We start from the raw sequence: 18327 nt of genomic DNA on the forward strand, positions 1-18327 counted from the left end.
GTCTTTGTGTGTTTTCGGTGTTGTGTGTGGTGGGTGTGGGGGGTGCGGGGCCCCCACAGCCGTGTTGCGCACGGGTCTTGTGACACGGCTGTTACCGGAATTATGGCCTCCGTCACAGTCGCCGAGAGCTGCGGTTGATCGACTCTGCGGATGCGCCGCACCCCACACCCCACGCCCTCGGCGGCCGGAGCCCTGTTGCTCACGGCCCTGCTCACCTCCTTACTCACGGCCTGCGGAACCGAATCGACCGGCACCTCCACGGCGAACACCCCGCTCGCCTCCGGGTGCGGCGAACCGATCACCGCCTCCCCCACGACCATGTCCAGCGACCCGCAGGCACTGGAGAAGGACGGGGTGAAGATCCTCGGCTTCGTCGTCGGCAGGAACTGCGTGGAGTACGAGGTCACCAACTCCGGCACCGAGCCGATGACCTACACCATCGGCTTCACCTTCGCCGGTGGCACGCCCGCCTCGACGCAGCACGAGGAGGAGACGATCGACTCCGTCGAGCCGGGCCGCACGATCCGCCGCACGCTCACCGCGACCGGCGCCCCGGGCCTCACCGAGGCCACCATCGGCACCGTCCGCAGCGTCCCCACCGCCGAGGCCCCCGCCCCCGCCGCCACCTGCCCGCCCTCGGGCGTACGGGTCTACGCGAACCAGGGCGACGCCGCGATGGGCCTGCGGGCGCTGGGGCTGTTCGTCGAGAACTGCGGCACCGGCGCGTACCAGCTCAACGGCTACCCCACGCTCGAACTCCTCGACGCCGACCACGAACCGGTCGACGGCGTCGACATCCTCGACGGCGCCGGCGACATCGCCACCAGCACCGGAGCCGACACCCTGCCCTCGCCGATCACCCTGAACACCGGGGAACGCGCCCGCGCCACCCTGGTCTGGCGCAACACCACGGGCATGGGCGAGGTCGTGAACGCCCCCTACACCCGGGTATGGGCCAAGCCCGGCGCCGACCCGGTGACCGTCACACCGGAACTGGACCTGGGGACGACGGGACAGCTGGGGGTGGGCGCGTGGGCGAAGGACACGGAGTATCAGGCGCCCACACCGGGGGCCCTGCCGTAGGGGGAGCGGGGTCCTGCGGTGCTCACGCCGGTGGGCGGAGGGGGGTGCCGTGGGCCGTGGGTGGTGGGCGGCGGCTGTGGGTGGCGGACGCGGCGGCCGTGGGCCGTGGGCGGCAGGCCATGGCCTCCTTCCGCCGACCGTGTCGCGCCTTGGCCCGGATGCAGCAGCTCAGCGGGCCCGCGTGACCGGTGCCGGACAGGCTGGGGACGTCGTACCGGCCAGTCCGCACCTGGAGCCCTGATGTCGCCTCGCCCTCGCACCCTGCCGTCCCGTAGGTCCCGATTCCGGCCCCGGCTGCGGGCCGCGCGTCTGGTCGCCGTCTGTCTGACGGTGCTCGTTCCGGCCGCGCCCGCCGCCGCGGTCACCTCCCCGGGGGCCACGTCCGCCGCACACGGTGACGACGCCACGCTGCGAGGTCGGCTGGAGGCGTTCGTACGGGCTCCCGGCGGCCCGCCCGGGGCGATCGTCGTCCTTCAGCGGGGCCCGCACACCCGGGTCGTACGCGCCGGGGTCGCCGATCTGGTCACCGGCCGACCGCCGGGCCCCGACGACCACATGCGGATCGCCAGCGTGGCCAAGGCGTTCAGCGGGGCCGTCGCCCTCTCGCTGGTCGACCGGCAGGACCTGAGCCTGGACGACGCCCTGAAGAAGCGCCTGCCCCAGCTGCCGCGCCACTGGGGCTCCGTGACCCTGCGCCAGCTGCTCCAGCACACCAGCGGGCTCCCGGACTTCACGGAGTCCCCCGAGTTCCTGAAGCTCCTCGCGGCGGACCCGCACCACCGCTTCGACTCACGCAAGCTGCTCGACTTCGTCGCCGACAAGAAGCTGCGCTTCCGGCCGGGCGCGCGCTACCACTACTCCAACTCCGACAACATCGCCGTCGCCCTGATGGCGGAGGCGGTGACCGGGACGACGTACGAGAAACTGCTGAGCGAGCTGGTCTACCGGCCGCTCGGGCTGCGGAGCACCTCGCTCCCGTCCGGCTACCGGCTGCCCGAGCCCGCGCTGCACGGGTACGACCTCACCGACCCGGCATCGCCCGAGGACGTCAGTGAACTGTTCGGCGCCTCCGGTGTGTGGGCCTCCGGTGGGATCGTCTCCACCCCCGCCGATGTGACCCGCTTCATCCGGGGCTATGCGTCGGGAGCGCTGTACGGCGGCAAGGAGGTCCTGGCGGCGCAGCGGAACTGGATCGCCGGAGCCTCCGAGCCCCCGGGGCCGGGCGCGGACAAGGCCGGGCTGGCGATCTTCCGGTACACGACGCGCTGCGGGGAAGTACTGGGCCACACCGGGAACATCCCCGGCTACACCCAGCTCATCGCCGCCACCCCGGACGGCGAGCGGTCCCTGACCTTCACCGTGACCTCGCAGGTCAACCAGTCCCTGGCACCGGAACGGCTGCGCGAGCTGCGGACCCTCCAGGAAGACTTCGTCTGCGCACTGCTGAAGGAGAAGCGCTGAGCCCTGGGGCGTGCGTGAGTGAAGGGCGGGGGTCCGGGCCGGGGGTTAGGTTGGCGGTATGCCGACGACCCGTGTCTCCCGCCATGTGAATGCCGCCCCCGCCGCCGTCTACCGGGCCCTGATCGACCCGGAGGCGGTCGCCCGCTGGCGGGTGCCGGACGGGATGCGGAGCGAGGTGCACGCCTTCGAGGCGCGCGAGGGCGGCCACTTCCGGGTCTCGCTGACGTACGACGACCAGGACGAGGTGGGGAAGTCCGGCGCCCACACCGACACCTACCACGGCCACTTCGCGCGTCTCGTGCCGGACGAGGAGGTCGTGGAGGTGCTGGAGTTCGAGACCGACGACCCGGCACTGCGCGGTGCGATGACGATGACGACCACGCTGGTCCCCGCCGGGAGCGGGACCGACGTGGTCATCGTCCACGAGGGGCTGCCCGACGCCGTGTCCACCGCCGACAACGAGGCCGGTACGCGGATGGCGCTGGACCAGCTCGCGCGGCTGGTCGAGGAGGGTTAGCGGTCGGCGGGCGCCGCTCTGCGGGGCGTCACCCGGTCACTTCACCTCGCCGGTGAAGATCGCCGGCTCCGACTCCCAGTCGGGTGACACCTCCACCTGGAGGAATGTCTCGTCCTTCGGCAGCTCGCACGCCCACGGCACCGACAGGGAACGCCCCGCGAGCACGCTGGTGTCGGGCGACCCGTCGAGCCCGTCGTCGTAGATCGCCTCGCCCTCCTTGCCCTCGTCGCCGTAGGCGCAGCTGACCGACAGCATGGACGCGTCCATCTTGCTGCCCGAATTGTTGACGATCTTGACCGTGAACTTGGCGTACGGCGTGTTCTCGGGCACCGCGTAGTCGCTGGACACCCCGCGCGCGAACGAGGTCAGGGTGATCTCGATGTCGTTCTCGTAGGTCACCGTGTCGGTGAGCGCGTACACGCCGTCCTCGGCGCTGTCGGCGGGCTCGGACGGCTCGGACGGCTCTTCGTCGGCCGCGAGGGCGTCCTCGGCGCTCACCGTCTTGGTGACGGTGACCGTCGGCGCGGCCTTCGCCTCACCGTCGCTCCCCGCGCTCAGGGCCACGCCCGTGGCGACGACCGCCACGATCACGGCGGCGGCCGAGGCGATGATCACGGCGTTGGCCCGGCTCTTCTTCGGTGGCTGCGGCGGCTGCTGCGGCGGGAAGCCCGGCATGGGCGGCTGCGGCTGGTGCATGGAGTGATAACTCATGGGTCCCCCCAGGGATGGTGCGTCGTGACAGGGCCATGATCCCCTGCCGGGGGAGAAATGTGGAAACGTCGTGACTGAAGTGTGTCCTTGGGTGAGGAAGTGCAGGTCAGGGGCGTTGTCAGTGGTCCCCGATAGGTTCATTGATGTTCCCGCCGGACCGGTCGGGAAATCCCCCTGTGCGCAAAGGAGATGGTGCGTTGTCGGCCTGGGAGAAGTCGAGCACCGCGCGGGTGATCCCACCCGCGCGACCCCGCAAGCTCGCGAAGGTCCCGTTCGTCGAGCTGGCCGACGGACGTCTGCAAGGGGTGGTGTCCAGCGGCTCCGACATCGCGCGGGTCTATGTCTCGTCCATCGAGGCGGGGACGTACGCGTTCGCGTGCAGCACCAACAACAACCGGCCGTGCGGCGGCGCCCGGGGCACGTTCTGCAAGCACATCACCGCGCTGATCGACGAATCGGTCCTTCAGTACGGTGTCGTCCGCGTCGCCCGCTATCTGCGCGTCGACCCGGTGAAGGGCACCGACCCGAGCGAGATCGACGCGGCCCACCTCGGGTACGTGATGACCCGCACCCGCCCCGCGCAGGCCGACGCCAAGGCCGCGGCAGCCGTCTTCAGCCGTTTTCTGCGGCATCTGGCGTATCTCGAACTGGCCCCGGCGACCGTGCCGTTGCCGGAGATGCAGTGGTTCCCGCCGACGAGGGAGGAAGGCGTGGGGGTCGCGGTTGCTGCGGGGGCCGCCGGGGTCGCGGAGGTGACGGCGGTGACGGAGGCGACGGAGGTGGCGGCGGGCGTGGGTGCGGACGTGCCGGTCGTGGTTGCCGGTGCGGGCGGTGACCCGGTCGAGGGGCTCGCGGAGGCACTCGCCGCCGTCGACGCCTTCGACCGCGCGCTGTGCGGCGGACTGCTGCGGCCCCGGCCCGAGGAGGCCGACGCCCTCGCGGAGTTCGCCCGCTCGCTGGCCGGGACGCCGCTGGGCGTACGGGTGGGGGAGGCCGCCGAGAAGGCGGCGGTCGGTGCCGCGAGCGAGGACCACTTCCTCGCCCTCGCCGCCGCCCGCGCCGCACTGCTCGGCTCCGTCCATGACGCGCTGCTGATCCGCGCCGACGACCTCGCGGGCCGCTCGCGCACCGACCCGGATCCCCTCACGGCATCCGCCGAGACCCCGGCCCCGAATGTGCTGGCCGCCGCGCGCTCGTGGCTCGGCGACCTGGCCCGCGCCGGCTGGCGGGGCATCGACCACGACGTCATCTCCGGGGCGGCCCAGGTGGTCTCCGCGATGCTTCCGGACCCGGCGCTGCGCCGCCTCGCCACCCTGCTGGACGGCTTCGCCGCCGAACTCGCCGCGTCCTGCCCCGGCGCCACCCTGGAGCGGATCCCGGCCCGCCGCTGGGCCGACCTGTGGTCCCGGGCGATGCTCCTGACCGTCCCGGGCGCCGCCATCGCGCCCGTCACCGGCACGGCCACCGGCAGACTGCTGCCGCTCGGCATCGATGTCCACGAACACGCCACCGCCGCCCAGGCCCAGGTGCACGCCGTGTTCGAACCCGCCGACGGGTCCACGCCCCGTCTGGTGCGGGCCGGCATCTCGGTGCCCAAGCCGGACACGGTCGTCGGCGCGGGCGTCTGGCAGTTGATGCGCCCGCATCTGTCGCTGCTGGCCGCCGTGAGCGAGGGCCGCGCGATGGAGCTGACCGGTATGCCGGTCACCGCCGAGGGCGACCTGATCTGGAGCGACGCGCACGCGAGCGCCGCGGAGCCCGCCGACGCCTTCGCGACCGCCCGGGTCGCGCTGCCGACCGCCACCGTCGCGGCCACCGCGCCGCTGGACCGCCACCCGGCCCGGATCGCCGTCCCGGTGTTCCTGGAGGGGTATGCCGCGCAGGGCGGTGGCGAGGAGCCGCTGACCTTCACCGTCGCGGGCACCCCGATCGCCGTGGACACCGACCGTGTCCCCACCGCCGGACCGCTCACCCCGGAGGCCGTCGCCGCCTCCCGCGCGTGCATCGGGCTGGTGCGCTGGGACGCCGGGGCGTTCCGGCTTCAGCCGCTGGCCGTGGAGACGACCGTACGGAAGAAGAGCGTCACCGTGCACGCCGGAGGCTGGGCCGGCGGCTCGGACGGCAAGGGCGGCGCGAAGGCGGAGAAGGCGGCGACCGACGCCGTCGCGGCCCTGCGCGAGCGTGCGGGAAGGCTGCTGCGGAAATGACCGAGGGGAGCGAGATCGCTGGGGGGATGGAAATCAGCGGGGGGATGGAAGTCAGCGGGCGGAGCGAGAGCGCGGAGGGGACGGGGACGGTTGGGGATTCGGGGATCGCCGGGCCCATGGGAATCGGCGGGGGCATGGAAGTCAGCGGGGGGAGCGAGAGCGCGGAGGGGACGGGGACGGTTGGGGATTCGGGGATCGCCGGGCCCATGGGAATCGGCGGGGGGAGCGAAGCCGTGGAGGGGACGGGGACGGTCGGGGATTCGGGGATCGCCGGGCGGACAGGAGTTGCCGAGCAGGCGGAATCGACCGAGCGGAGGCCATCGACGGAGCAGAAGCAACCGACCGAGCAGAAGCAACCGACCGAGCGGAGCGCCAACGCCGACGACAATCGCCGGCAGGTCCTGTACTGGCGGCTGCTGGCCCGGCTCTTCGACCACGACGAGCAGGCCGCCCTGGAGTCGGCGAGCCTCGCCGTCGTAGAGGACATCGGGCTGCCGCCCGCGCTGCTGGACCCACAGGCGTCCGTCGACTCGATCGTGCAGCGCCATCCGGATCTGGCCGGGGAGTTCGACGGGCTGATGGTGCCGGAGCGGGGTTTCGGGGCGGACGGGGGGCCGGGCGCCGACACGGGCACGCTGCCGGGCACTGGCACGGCCGCACAGCCGGGCACCGAGACGGACGCGCGGCTGGGTATCGACACCGGCGCGCAGTCGGGCACCGACACGGGCGCGGGCCCCGCGTCCGAGAGGGACGCGGATGGGCGGGACCGGGCCGCCGAGGTGCGGCGGGCCGCGCTGGTGTCCAAGGTGCTTCTCAACGTCTTCGCCACCGGCACCGGCACGGTCACCGCCGGACAGCTGTCCCGCTGGCAGTCCGACGCGGGCTGGCTGGAGCGCGCCCTCGGCTGCGAGGTCGGCGGGCTGCGCGGCGGTGGCGGCCGGTCCGGCCCGGCGGGACCGGGCGTGAGCCCGTACGGCTCCGGTACTCGCGGTACGACACCCGACCTCGGCAATCTCCTCCCGGCCATCGGCCCCGAACTGGGCGCCCTGGAGGCCGACCTCGTCAAGCGGATGCGCCTGCGCGAGGTGCTCGCCGACCCTCAGCTGGCCGCGCGGCTCACCCCGAGCATGTCCCTCATCGAACAGCTGCTGCGGGACAAGAACAACCTCTCCGGAGTCGCCCTCGCCAACGCCAAGGCCCTGATCCGCCGGTTCGTGGACGAGGTCGCCGACGTGCTGCGCACCCAGGTCGAGAAGGCCACGGTCGGTGCTCTCGACCGGTCGGTCCCGCCCAAGCGGGTCTACCGCAATCTCGACCTAGACCGCACGATCTGGAAGAACCTCACCAACTGGAGCCCGGAGGAGGAGCGGCTCTACGTAGACCGTCTCTACTACCGGCACACCGCCCGCAGGACCACACCCCAGCGGCTGATCGTGGTCGTGGACCAGTCGGGCTCGATGGTCGACTCGATGGTCAACTGCACCATCCTGGCGTCCATCTTCGCCGGACTCCCCAAGGTCGATGTCCACCTCATCGCCTACGACACCAAGGCGCTCGACCTCACGCCCTGGGTGCACGACCCCTTCGAGACGCTCTTGCGCACCCAGCTCGGCGGCGGCACCGACGGCACGGTCGCCATGGCCCTGGCCCAGCCGAAGATCGCCGAGCCGCGCAACACCGTCGTCGTATGGATCTCCGACTTCTACGAATGGCGCACCGACGAGCTGTTCGAGTCGATGGCGGCGATCCATCGCTCCGGGGCGAAGTTCATCCCGGTCGGCTCGGTCACCAGCTCCGGGCGCGGCAGCGTGAACCCCTGGTTCCGCGAACGGTTCAAGGACCTCGGCACGCCGGTCATCTCCGGCCATATCCGCAAGCTCGTCCAGGAGCTGAAGAACTTCCTGACCTGAGCTGACCTGACCTGAGCTGACCTGACCTGAGCTGAGCTGACCTGGCCTGAGCTGATCTGACCTGCCCGCACCACCCCACCACTCCCCTCACCTCTCTTCAAAGATCCAGAAAGGCATGCCATGTCCGACCTGCTGCGCGCTCCCGCCGAGATCAAGTACGCCGAGGAGCTGGACTGGCTGGAGTCCATCGACGACAACCCCAAGCCGTTCTCCTGGCGGCTGTCGCCCAAGATGGTCCGGCTGTTCGTCCTCGGCTCCGAGCGCGCCGACGGGCTCGACCGGGAGATCTCCCAGAAGTGGTTCGGCGACCGCAGCTTCGTCGAGCGCTCCATCGTCACCCTCGCCTCCGACCGCGGACTGCTGCTCATCGGCGACCCCGGCACCGGCAAGAGCTGGCTGGCCGAGCTGCTGTCGGCCGCGATCAGCCGCAACTCCACCCTGGTGGTGCAGGGCACCGCGGGCACCACCGAGGACCACATCAAGTACTCCTGGAACGTGTCCATGGTGATCGCCAAGGGCCAGTCCCGGGAGTCGATGATCCCCTCGCCCATCATGACCGCGATGGAGACCGGCGCGATCGGGCGCTTCGAGGAGCTGACCCGCTCCACCAGCGATGTCCAGGACGCGCTCATCTCGATCCTGTCCGAGAAGTATGTCTCCGTGCCCGAACTGGGCAGCGACACCAGCGACAACATCGTGTTCGCCCAGCCCGGCTTCTCGATCATCGCCACCGCCAACAGCCGCGACCGGGGCGTCAACGACCTGTCGTCCGCGCTCAAGCGCCGCTTCAATTTCGTCCGCATCCCCGTCGTGACCAACAAGAAGGCCGAGGCGGAGATCGTCCGCTTCCGCACCGAGGAACTGCTGCGTCGCCACCGGATAGAGCTGGATGTGCCGCCGACCCTGCTCGATGTGCTGCTCCAGAGCTTCGCCGATCTGCGGGCCTCCGCCGCCGCGGCCGGCAGCGACGACGAGAAGCTGGAGTCCGCGCTGTCCACCGCCGAGCAGATCGGCGTCCTGGAGGACGCCATCCTGCACAGCAACTTCTTCGGCGAGCGCGCCCTGACCGCCCACACCCTGGCCTCCTCTCTCGTCGGCTCCCTCGCCCGGCGCGCACCGGAGGATCTCGCCATCCTCAACAAGTACCTGCATGGCGTGGTCGAGCCGCGCGGCAAGGAAGAGGGCGGCTCCTGGCCGGAGTTCCTCGAAGGCGGCCGCGACGCGATCGCCACCCTGTCGTGAGCGGCACGGACGAGGGGAGGGTGAGCGGCGTGAGGGAGGGCGGGGTGAGCGGAGTCAGCGGCGTGCACGGGATCGGCGTGAACAGCGCGAGCGGCGATAGCGGCGTGAGCGATACCGGTGGGACCGACGGGGCGGGTGGCACCGGCGATACCGGCGGCACCTTCACCACCCTGCGCACCCAGCTCCAGGACGCCGCCGCCACCTTCGCCGACGGCCCCGACGCGCTGGAGCGGATCCTGCTCGGCATCGTCGACGACGTGGACCGCGCGGTGCGCGAACCGCTGGAGATCTTCCCGGTCTGCCATCACTCACCGGCGTCCGCGCTCGCCATGGCCCGGCGGCTGCGCGAGAAACAGCCCAGGGTGGTCTATCTGGAGCTGTGCGAGGACATGGCCCCGCTCCTGACCGAGCTGCGCAACTGCAAGCTGCCGGTGGCGGTCCAGGCGTTCGCCAGCGAGATCGACGGCTTCCCCGCCGACTGGTCACCGCTGTCGGTGGTCGCCCCCCTCACCGAGGCGTCCGCCGAGTACCAGGCCATCGCGTACGCCCTGGACACCCCCGGCGTCGAACTCGTCCTGGTCGACCGTTCCTCGGACCATGTCTTCCAGTGGGACCGCCGCGACGAGACCCCCGACGAACCCACCGAACCCACCGAACACGCGGACCCGGATGCCCCGCCCGCCCCGGCACCCGACGAGGAATCCGCGCTGCACGGTGACTCCGTCGGCGTGGAGATCGGCGACCTGCGCCCGCGCTTCGCCGAACTGGAGGAACACCTTCTGCGCCACGGCCGGGTCCGGCACTGGTCGGAGTGGTGGCACCAGTACGTCGAACTGCCCCTCGGCGACAGCGACCACGACACCTACCGCCAGGTCATGCTGCTCATCGGCAGCCTCTTCCGCCGCCTGGCACCCGGCGACCCGCACCGGGTCCACGTCGACGAGGACCGCGAGCGCTACATGTGGACCCGGATGCGCGAGCATCTGACCGCCACCGGCACGGACCCCGCCGACTGCCTCTACGTCTGCGGCGCCTTCCACGCGGCCAGCCGCGTGGACGAGTTCGGCGTGCACGGCTCGGACGGCTTCGAGATCAGCCCGCGTACCGCCACCAAGTGGCAGCACGGGCTGATCCCCTCCAGCCACGCGGCGATCGAGGCACAGTTCGGCCTCGCGGGCGGCTCGGTGTCCATCGCCGCGACGGTCTGGGCGAAGAACCTCAAGCGCACCGGGATCAAACCCTTCCGCCTTGAGGGCCAGGCGGGCACAAAGAAGCCGTCCAAGGCCAGGAAGGCGGTGGCTCCGGCCCCGATGCCGGAGGAGGTCCCGGCGGCCGACAGACTCTCCGGCTTCCTCCAGCGCCCACCCGTCCTGGACCGGCTCGACCAGGCCGAACTCCTCGGCTGGTCGGTGGACATCGTGCGGGCCGCCCGCCGCGCCGGCTACCTCGCCTCCACCGCCGACGCCATCGCCGTCTTCGAGACGTCGATCCTGCTGGCCGGGATGCGCGACCGGGCCAAGCCGACGCCGTACGACTTCCAGGACGCCGCCGTCACCTGCATCGAGAAGGACGCCGTGCCGGGCCGGCGCGATGTGCGCCGGCTCGTGGAGATCATGATGGGCGGCGACCGGATCGGACAGGTCGGCTACGACTCGCTGCCCCCGCTCGCCCGCGATGTCCACGACCGGCTGCAACCCCTCGGGCTGCCCCTGCAACAGCGCGGGGTGAAACGGGCGCTGCTCGACATCGCGGGCCGGCCGGAGCTGCGCGTCTGCTCCGACGTGCTGTGGATGCTGCGCCAACTGCTCCCGCAGGGCGCCGCCCGGCCCATCATGGGCGAGCGCGGCCTCGGCGACGAGCCCATCCAGGAGTCCTGGGACCTGGCCCTGGGCACCCATCAGCGCGCACTCATCGAGCTGGGCTACGAGGGCGTCAGCATCGAGCAGGTGCTGGAACAGCGGCTGCGGCGCCGGGCGTACGGCCCGCGGGCCACGGCGGCGGACGTCCTGGAGACCGTCGAGGACGCGACCCGCTTCCTGCGCAGCCGCCGCCTCGCCGACGAACTGGGCACCCGCGCGCTGGAGGTACTGGCCGTCGAGCGCAGCGTCGACGGGGCACCGGAGGTGCTGCGCCGGGTACGCCGGCTGCTGGCGTACTACCGCACCGGTGAACCGGCGCTGCCGTCCTGGATCGAGTCGTTCGTCAAGGCCGGCTACGCGCACTACTGCACGCTGCTGCCGACCGCGTTCACCGACGAGGAGGCGGGGGTCCGGCAGGTCGCGGCGATGCTGGGGTTCCTGTTCAGCATGGAGAGCCTGGCCCTGTCCCTGGGCTGCGACCGGACTCAGCTGGAACTGGCCGTCGGCCAGTCGCACCCCGAGGAGCCCGCCAAGAGGGCCCTGCTCTGGTCGGCCCGGACCCACCTCGGCACCCTCACCCGCGAGGAGCTGCGGACCCGCGTCGACGCCCTCCTCGCCAACCCGCTGGCCGTGCCGTCCTACCCGCGCTACCTCAGCGGCTTCCTGCACGCCCTGGAGCCGGTCCCGGCACTGACCGACTTCGTCGTGGAAGCGGTGTCCAACGCCTTCGCCCGCCTGCCCGACCCGGTGCTGCTGCCCTGGCTGCCCACCCTGATCAGCACTCTGCGCGCGGGCGGCGCCGAGTTCGCCCCGTTGCTGATCAAGGAGGCCGGACGCGTCTTCCCGGCCCGGCTCCCGGCCCTGGACGCGTGGTTGCCACCTTGGCGGACCGAGCGCCCCCGCAGCCCCCTGCCGAGCACCGCCGACCCGGCACCCGGCCGCGCCACACTCCTGCCGGCCCACCCGGCGACCTGCGACACCCTGGCCGCCCTCCTCGGCTACGACGAACCGTGGGCGCCGTCCGACGCGTCACCACGGGGCGTGGCCCTCCTCACCCGCCACCCGGCGACGACCGCGGCGGTGGAGGCGCTGCTGGGGAGGGCGTGAGCGAGTGAGTGGCTGGGGCTGGGGATGGGGAGGGAGCGGGTGGCAGGTCAGCCCAGATTGCCCTGGCGGGCGTCCCGCCACAGGTCGACGCCGCCGTCGGTCGCGTACTTGTCGATCTCGGCGAGTTCCTCGGCGGTGAAGTCGAGATGGTCCAGCGCGGCCACGTTCTGCTCCAGCTGCTCGACCCGCGACGCGCCGATGACCAGGGAAGTGACCCGCCGGTCGCGCAGCGCCCAGGCGAGGGCCAGCTGGGCCAGTGTCTGGCCGCGACGGGCGGCGAGGTCGGCCAGCGCCCGCAGCCGCCCGCGCATCTCGTCCGTCAGCCACTGGGTGTCGAAGGACTTGTCCTGCGCGGCGCGCGAGTCGCCCGGGATGCCGTCGAGATAGCGGCCGGTCAGCAGGCCCTGGGCCAGCGCGGTGAAGCCGATGATCCCGAAGCCCTCCTCCTGCGCCACGTCGAGCAGGCCGTCGGTCTCGATCCAGCGGTTCAGCATGTTGTACGACGGCTGGTGGATGAGCAGGGGCGTGCCCAGGTCGCGCAGGATCGCCACGGCCTCGCGGGTGCGCTCGGCGTCGTAGGACGAGATGCCGACGTAGAGCGCCTTGCCCTGGCGGACGGCCGTGTCGAGCGCGCCCATCGTCTCCTCCAGCGGCGTGGTCGCGTCCAGCCGGTGGGAGTAGAAGATGTCGACGTAGTCCAGGCCCGTCCGGGTCAGCGACTGGTCGAGCGAGGCGAGCAGGTATTTGCGGGAGCCGCCGCCCTGACCGTAGGGGCCGGGCCACATGTCCCAGCCGGCCTTGGTGGAGACCACCAGTTCGTCCCGGTACGGCTTCAGGTCCTCCCGCAGCAGCCGGCCGAAGTTGATCTCGGCGGCGCCGTAGGGAGGGCCGTAGTTGTTGGCCAGGTCATGGTGGGTGATCCCGAGGTCGAAGGCGCGCAGGGCGATCTCGCGCTGGGTCTCGAAGGGCTTGTCGTCTCCGAAGTTGTGCCAGTAGCCCAGCGAGAGCAGCGGGAGATCGAGCCCGGAACGGCCGGTGCGGCGGTAGCGCATGGTGCCGTCGTAGCGCTCGGGGTCGGCGACGTGGTTCATCGGAAGTTCTCCGGGGGTGGTGCCGTGCGGGAGTCCCACCGGGATCGAGGGGACTGACCCACACTGCCTGTGCGGGATCGTGAAGTCCAACCGTTCTTTCGCATCGTATTCAGCGATGGATCTTCTGAATCGTCCGTCGGGCTCGCCTCTGGCTCGCCCCTGACCTGCCCCTGGCTCGCCTCTGACTCGTCTCCGGCTCGTGCCTCACTCACCTCTGGCCTGACTTTCCGATGGTCTCATCGCTCCCGGCGCCCCGCAGAGGTCGCCGCCGCCCCGTCCGCCGTACGGGGCGGGGGCATCGGCGTCGGTGTGCCGCCCGGACGGCGTCGTTCGATCTGGGTGAGCAGACGCCGCAGGGGGACGCTGCCGTGCGGTTCGGGGAGCCCGGCGTCCAGGCCCTCCAGAGCCCGGTGGCCACGGCGCCAGGCACGGGCGGTACGGCCCAGCCGGTGGTCCACCAGCGCACCGGCATAGCGGGCGACCAGCGACGTCCACGCGTCGTCGCGGATGCCGGGAGTGGCGAGGGCGCGGCGGGCGCTGCGCCGGGCGGCGCGCGGGTCGAGGCCGGCGAGCGCGAAGGCGACGCTGGCCCGGCTGAGCGCGCCCGAGGGCCCGCCCGGCGCGTACGGCGGGACCAGATGGGCGGCTGACCGGAAGTGCTCGGCGGCGGTACGGGCGTCTCCCGCGCGCAGCGCCAGCACGCCCTGCACATGCGAGATCCGCCCGATCAGCGCGTCGTCACCGGCCCGCACGGCCGCGGGCCAGGCCCGCCCGAGCAGCGTGCGCGCGGTGCGCGGATCGTCCGGCGCGCACAGCCACGCGGCCAGCACCTGTGCCCGTACGGTCAACGGCCCCTCCGCCTCGCACAGCGGCAGCAGGCGCAGCGCGTACGCCCGGCCCTCCTCGGCGCGGCCGTACACCGCCCACCAGAACCACAGGTGGACGACGGTCTCCAGCGCCGCCTCCGCGTGTGCGGGCTGGGCGACGGCGTACCGGATCATCGCCTTGACGTCGGCCTCCCCGCCGAGGGCGAGCCGGGCCGCGCCGGTCTGGTCGCCGGAGTTCCAGAAGCTGTCGGCGACGGTGGCGACATTGCGGCAGTGGACCATACGGCGCTCGGCGGCCACCGCGAACTCGCCTGCGGCGCGCAGCCGTTCCGCACCGAACTCCCGGGCCGCCAGGTTCATCCGGTAGCGCGGGCCGCGCAACCCGTCCGGCGGCTCGACCGGCTCCAGCACCCCGAGCGCCGACAACCGGGCCAGCGAGCCCGGCACTCGCTCCGGCTCGACGCCGCCGCCCGCGCACAGGAACACGGCCGCGTCCTCGGCGAAGGCGCCCGCGAACATGCTGGTCCGTGCCCACACCGTCCGCTCCGCCCGCTCGCACAGGGCGTACCCGGCGCCGATCGACGCGCGCGGCGAGCGGTTGCCCGCCCCTTCCGGATCGGGCGTGTCCAGCCAGCACTGGCTGTGGGTGAGCAACTCGGCGAGCACGCCCGGGGGATGGCGGGTGGTGTGGCGGGCGGCGAGTTCGATGGCCCGTGGGTTGCCGTCCAGCACCGCGCAGATCGCCGTGATCGCGCGCAGATCGGCGTCAGCGGTGAAGGCACGGCCGGTGAGGGCCTGGGCACGCCGGAGGAAGAGGCCGACGGCGGGGCCGTCACCGGGCCTGCCGTCGGGGGAGCCGACGGCCAGCGGCCCGGCCTCCAGGACCCGTTCGTCGCCGAGTCCGAGCGGACGGCGGGAGGTCACGAGGAGGCGCAGCGCGGGGACGGTCGTGAGCAGTTGCCGGACGAGGGCGGCACATTCGCCGTGCACGGCGTCGATGCCGTCGAGGACGAGGAGGGTGGGGGTGGGGGTGGGGGTGGTTCGGTTCCGCCGTTTGCCGGTGCCCCCGGCCGTGGCCGCAGCCACGGACACGGTCTCGATCTGGGCCTCACCCAACGCCCGTAGCGCGGCCTGGGTCAGACTCCCCGCCTCGGCCGGCCCGTCCCCGTCCCAGCGCAGCCGGATCATCCGCCGCCAGGGCGCCGCCGCCCCCGGCATCGCCTCCGCGCCGACCCTGGCCAGCGCACTCTTGCCGACCCCGGCCGCGCCCGCCACCGTCACCAGTCGATGCCGGGCCAGCAATTGGTGCAGCGCGGCGACTTCTGGCTCCCGGCCCACCAGGCCGCGGGGGCTGTCGAATTCGTCCGACGGGATCGATGGGATCGATGGGCTCGACGGGGTCGACGGGGTCGACGGGCCTGAGGCGCTCGACGTACTCGATGCACCGGGCTGCCTCTCCCCGTCGGGCTCACCTGGCTCACTCAGCCCCTTCGGCTCACCCAGCCCCTCCCTGTCCTTCGCTCCGCCGATCCCCCCGCCGCAGGACTGGGGCAGTTCCTCCGAGTCGCCGCCGCTGGTCCACACGTGAACGCCCCCCGTTGTGCCGTTGTTCGCTCGCGCCGCACGGGTGCCCGGCGGCTCCAGGCGTCGGCGAACCGTCGCAGAACCGTCACTGCGGCGAGGTCATTGGCTACCCAACGCGGCAGGGGCGCGCGGGGTGGCGCAGGCGTACGCCGGATCACACCAGCCGACGAACGATCGAACGCCCGTACCCGCGAACTCCTCTGCGATTCGGAGGGGCTGCTAGCGTGCGGGCGGACGAGGGGGCGATCGGCGATGGTGACGACCACGTTTCGCATAGGCGGGGATCTACGGGTGGGGCGCCTCGGTTTCGGGGCGATGCATCTGCCGACCGAACCGGCTCCGGACCGAGCGAACGCCCTGGCGGTGGCCCGGCGGGCCGTCGAACTGGGCGTGACGCTCATCGACACCGCGTACATGTACGGCTGGGGCGCCAACGAGGAACTGCTGGCCGAGGCCCTCCACCCCTACCCCGAGGGCCTGCTCGTCACGACCAAGGTCGGGGTGGCCCGCCCGAAGGGCGAGTGGGCGCTGGACGGCCGCCCCGAGGCGTTGCGCGCCCAGGTCGACCAGGCCCTGACCAGGCTCCGCACGGAACGCGTCGAACTGCTCCAGCTCCATCGCGTCGATCCGCGGGTCCCCCTGGCCGACCAGATCGGCGCACTGCGGGACCTGCGCACCGCGGGCAAGGTCGGCCGCATCGGCCTGTCCGAGGTGAGCGTCGCCGAACTCGCCGAGGCGCGGGCCGTCACGGACATCGCCAGCGTCCAGAACCGCTACAACCTGCTCGACCGCGAGTACGAGCCCGTCCTCGCGGCCTGCGAGAAGGCGGGCATCGCCTTCCTGCCGTGGCGCCCGGTCGCCTGGGGCGCCGCCGGGGCACGGGCGGAGATCGCTGCGGTGGCCGCCGAGACGGACGCCACCCCCACCCAGGTCGCCCTCGCCTGGTTGCTCGGCCACTCACCGGTGATCCTCCCGATCCCGGGCACGGCGAGCATCGAGCACCTGGAGGAGAACATGGCGGCCACCGGCCTCCGGCTCACCCCGGACCAACGTGACCGACTGGACTGGCTGCCCGCGGGGGTTTGAGTACCCGTGCGACGGTGAGGGACGCTGGTGTGGGCCCGCGCCCTGGACGCGGCCCTCTGGCTGGGCCGCCGCGAGGGCACCCGGTACGGCTGTCGTCGCCGCCCGGCCTGTGGTCTGATGACGGCGTGCGCACCACCCCCACGGAGGACACCAACCGCCGGATGCTCCGGGCCCGGGACGCGATGGACCGCGCCTACGCCGAGCCCCTGGACGTCCCGGCACTGGCACGGATCGCGCATGTGTCACCGGCGCACTTCACCCGCACCTTCCGGGCCACGTTCGGCGAGACCCCGCACCGCTATCTCCAGCGCCACCGGGTCGAGCGCGCGATGTTCCTGCTGCGCGAGTCCGACCTGAGCGCGACGGACATCTGCTTCCAGGTCGGCTTCTCCAGCCCGACCACCTTCAGCAGGACCTTCCGGGAGATCGTCGGCCGCTCCCCGCGCGAGTACCGCAAGCGGGCGGCGGCCCTGGACGTCCCGACCTGCTTCACGAAGGCGTGGACCCGTCCGATCCACTGACCGGAGCCATCGAGCAGTTTCGGATAAGTACGCGAGGCCGTGGGCGACTAGCGTGAACTGCATGTTCACAGCCATCACGCACTCTCAGATCTTTGTTCTCGACCAGGACGAGGCACTCGCCTTCTACGTCGGCAAGCTCGGCCTGGAAGTCCACAGCGACGTCGACTTCGGCGACATGCGCTGGCTCACGGTGAATGTCCCCGGCCACCCCGACCGGCAGATCATGCTGGAGGCACCGGGCCGCCCGGCCATGTCGGAGGAGACCGCGCGGCAGGTCCGTGAGCTGGTCACCAAGGGGGCGACCGGCGGCTCGCTGATCTTCAGCACGGACGACTGCCGCAAGACGTACGAGACGCTGCGCTCCCGGGGCGTCGAGTTCACGGAGGAGCCGACCGAGCGGCCGTACGGGATCGACGCGGCGCTGCGGGACCCGTTCGGCAACAGCATCCGCTTCACCCAGCTGAAGAGCTGAGGCGGCCGGGCCTTTACCAGCCGATCCGCCGGCCGAGGATCTCGCCGCCGCCGACACCGCCCACACCGCCCACCGGGACGACACCCACCCGACCGAAGGACAGGACCGATGACCGTCAAGAGCATCGACAAGGACCTCGACACCCTCACCCTCACACTGACCGCCGACTTCCCCGCCCCACCGGACAAGGCGTGGCAGCTGTGGGCCGACCCGCGCCGACTGGAGCGCTGGTGGGGGCGGCCGACGCACCCGGCGACCTTCGAGGAGCACGACCTCACCCCCGGCGGTGATGTCACGTACTTCATGACCGGCCCCGAGGGCGACAAGCACTGCGGGTACTGGCGGGTCGCCGCCGTCGAGCCACCCGCCTCGCTGGAGTTTACCGACGGCTTCGCCCACCCGGACGGCACACCGAACGCCGAGTTGCCGACGATGAGCGTGCGCGTCCGACTCCTCGCCCAGGACGGCGGTACGCGCCTGGAGATGCGCTCGCACTTCGACTCCAGGGAGCAGATGGAGCAACTGATCAACATGGGCCTGGCGGAGGGCCTCACGGTAGCGGCCGGCCAGATGGACGCGCTGCTGGCCGAGTAGGGGGAGCCACCGCGGGTGCCGGGGGCGATCCGTCACCGTGGCAGGCGTTCGGGCA

14 protein-coding genes are annotated in these 18327 nt (G+C 72.1%); 11 read left to right on the forward strand and 3 right to left on the reverse strand.

The window, feature by feature from the left end; genetic code table 11:
• The first annotated feature begins 150 nt into the window (after nt 1-150).
• From ACFRFC_RS18445 to ACFRFC_RS18455, 3 genes are all read left to right on the forward strand, one after another.
• Nucleotides 151-1083, forward strand: coding sequence for a DUF4232 domain-containing protein (locus ACFRFC_RS18445; protein ID WP_382688021.1), 933 nt, complete (start codon nt 151-153; stop codon nt 1081-1083).
• Between the two features lie 240 nt (nt 1084-1323).
• Entirely contained in the window at nt 1324-2544 is a 1221-nt protein-coding gene (locus ACFRFC_RS18450; RefSeq protein ID WP_382688024.1) for a serine hydrolase domain-containing protein, read from the forward strand.
• 58 nt (nt 2545-2602) lie between these two features.
• Nucleotides 2603-3061 carry an SRPBCC domain-containing protein gene (locus ACFRFC_RS18455; RefSeq protein ID WP_382688026.1) on the forward strand — a complete coding sequence of 153 codons (459 nt, stop codon included), beginning with the start codon at nt 2603-2605 and terminating at the stop codon, nt 3059-3061.
• A gap of 36 nt (nt 3062-3097) precedes the next feature.
• Here ACFRFC_RS18455 and ACFRFC_RS18460 read toward each other — a convergent pair whose 3' ends face one another.
• A complete protein-coding gene (locus ACFRFC_RS18460; protein WP_382688028.1) occupies nt 3098-3772 on the reverse strand; it encodes a hypothetical protein in 675 nt (224 codons plus the stop codon).
• A gap of 812 nt (nt 3773-4584) precedes the next feature.
• Here ACFRFC_RS18460 and ACFRFC_RS18465 point away from each other — a divergent pair.
• The 4 genes from ACFRFC_RS18465 to ACFRFC_RS18480 all read left to right on the forward strand — a co-directional run bounded on the left by ACFRFC_RS18465 (nt 4585) and on the right by ACFRFC_RS18480 (nt 12097).
• On the forward strand, nt 4585-5979 hold the full coding sequence (locus ACFRFC_RS18465; protein WP_382688357.1) for a hypothetical protein: 1395 nt from the start codon (nt 4585-4587) through the stop codon (nt 5977-5979).
• Nucleotides 5980-6185: 206 nt separating this feature from the next.
• Complete coding sequence (locus ACFRFC_RS18470; protein ID WP_382688030.1) at nt 6186-7889, forward strand: VWA domain-containing protein; 1704 nt, start codon at nt 6186-6188, stop codon at nt 7887-7889.
• A gap of 120 nt (nt 7890-8009) precedes the next feature.
• A complete protein-coding gene (locus ACFRFC_RS18475; RefSeq protein WP_382688033.1) occupies nt 8010-9131 on the forward strand; it encodes an AAA family ATPase in 1122 nt (373 codons plus the stop codon).
• A 170-nt stretch (nt 9132-9301) separates the two neighbouring features.
• Nucleotides 9302-12097: a hypothetical protein gene (locus ACFRFC_RS18480; protein WP_382688360.1), complete on the forward strand. Its 2796-nt coding sequence runs from the start codon at nt 9302-9304 to the stop codon at nt 12095-12097.
• A gap of 47 nt (nt 12098-12144) precedes the next feature.
• On the opposite strand, the gene mgrA is transcribed toward ACFRFC_RS18480, so the two are convergent.
• Both mgrA and ACFRFC_RS18490 read right to left on the reverse strand, forming a co-directional pair.
• The gene (gene mgrA, locus ACFRFC_RS18485) at nt 12145-13188 is read right to left on the reverse strand and encodes an L-glyceraldehyde 3-phosphate reductase (RefSeq protein ID WP_382688035.1); all 1044 of its coding nucleotides are present in this window, start codon (nt 13186-13188) and stop codon (nt 12145-12147) included.
• A gap of 236 nt (nt 13189-13424) precedes the next feature.
• Complete coding sequence (locus ACFRFC_RS18490; RefSeq protein WP_382688037.1) at nt 13425-15353, reverse strand: ATP-binding protein; 1929 nt, start codon at nt 15351-15353, stop codon at nt 13425-13427.
• Between the two features lie 498 nt (nt 15354-15851).
• On the opposite strand from ACFRFC_RS18490, the gene ACFRFC_RS18495 reads away from it, so the two are divergent.
• The 4 genes from ACFRFC_RS18495 (at nt 15852) to ACFRFC_RS18510 (ending at nt 18272) form a co-directional block, all read left to right on the forward strand.
• Nucleotides 15852-16685 (forward strand): aldo/keto reductase, encoded by an 834-nt coding sequence (locus ACFRFC_RS18495; protein WP_382688040.1) that lies wholly within the window; start codon nt 15852-15854, stop codon nt 16683-16685.
• A 161-nt stretch (nt 16686-16846) separates the two neighbouring features.
• Nucleotides 16847-17206 (forward strand): helix-turn-helix domain-containing protein, encoded by a 360-nt coding sequence (locus tag ACFRFC_RS18500; RefSeq protein WP_382688363.1) that lies wholly within the window; start codon nt 16847-16849, stop codon nt 17204-17206.
• 61 nt (nt 17207-17267) lie between these two features.
• On the forward strand, nt 17268-17678 hold the full coding sequence (locus tag ACFRFC_RS18505; RefSeq protein WP_382688042.1) for a VOC family protein: 411 nt from the start codon (nt 17268-17270) through the stop codon (nt 17676-17678).
• A gap of 108 nt (nt 17679-17786) precedes the next feature.
• Nucleotides 17787-18272 carry an SRPBCC domain-containing protein gene (locus ACFRFC_RS18510; RefSeq protein ID WP_382688044.1) on the forward strand — a complete coding sequence of 162 codons (486 nt, stop codon included), beginning with the start codon at nt 17787-17789 and terminating at the stop codon, nt 18270-18272.
• Nucleotides 18273-18327: the final 55 nt, after the last annotated feature.

Origin of the sequence: Streptomyces sp. NPDC056734, assembly GCF_042790455.1 — a bacterium.
GTDB lineage: Bacteria > Actinomycetota > Actinomycetes > Streptomycetales > Streptomycetaceae > Streptomyces.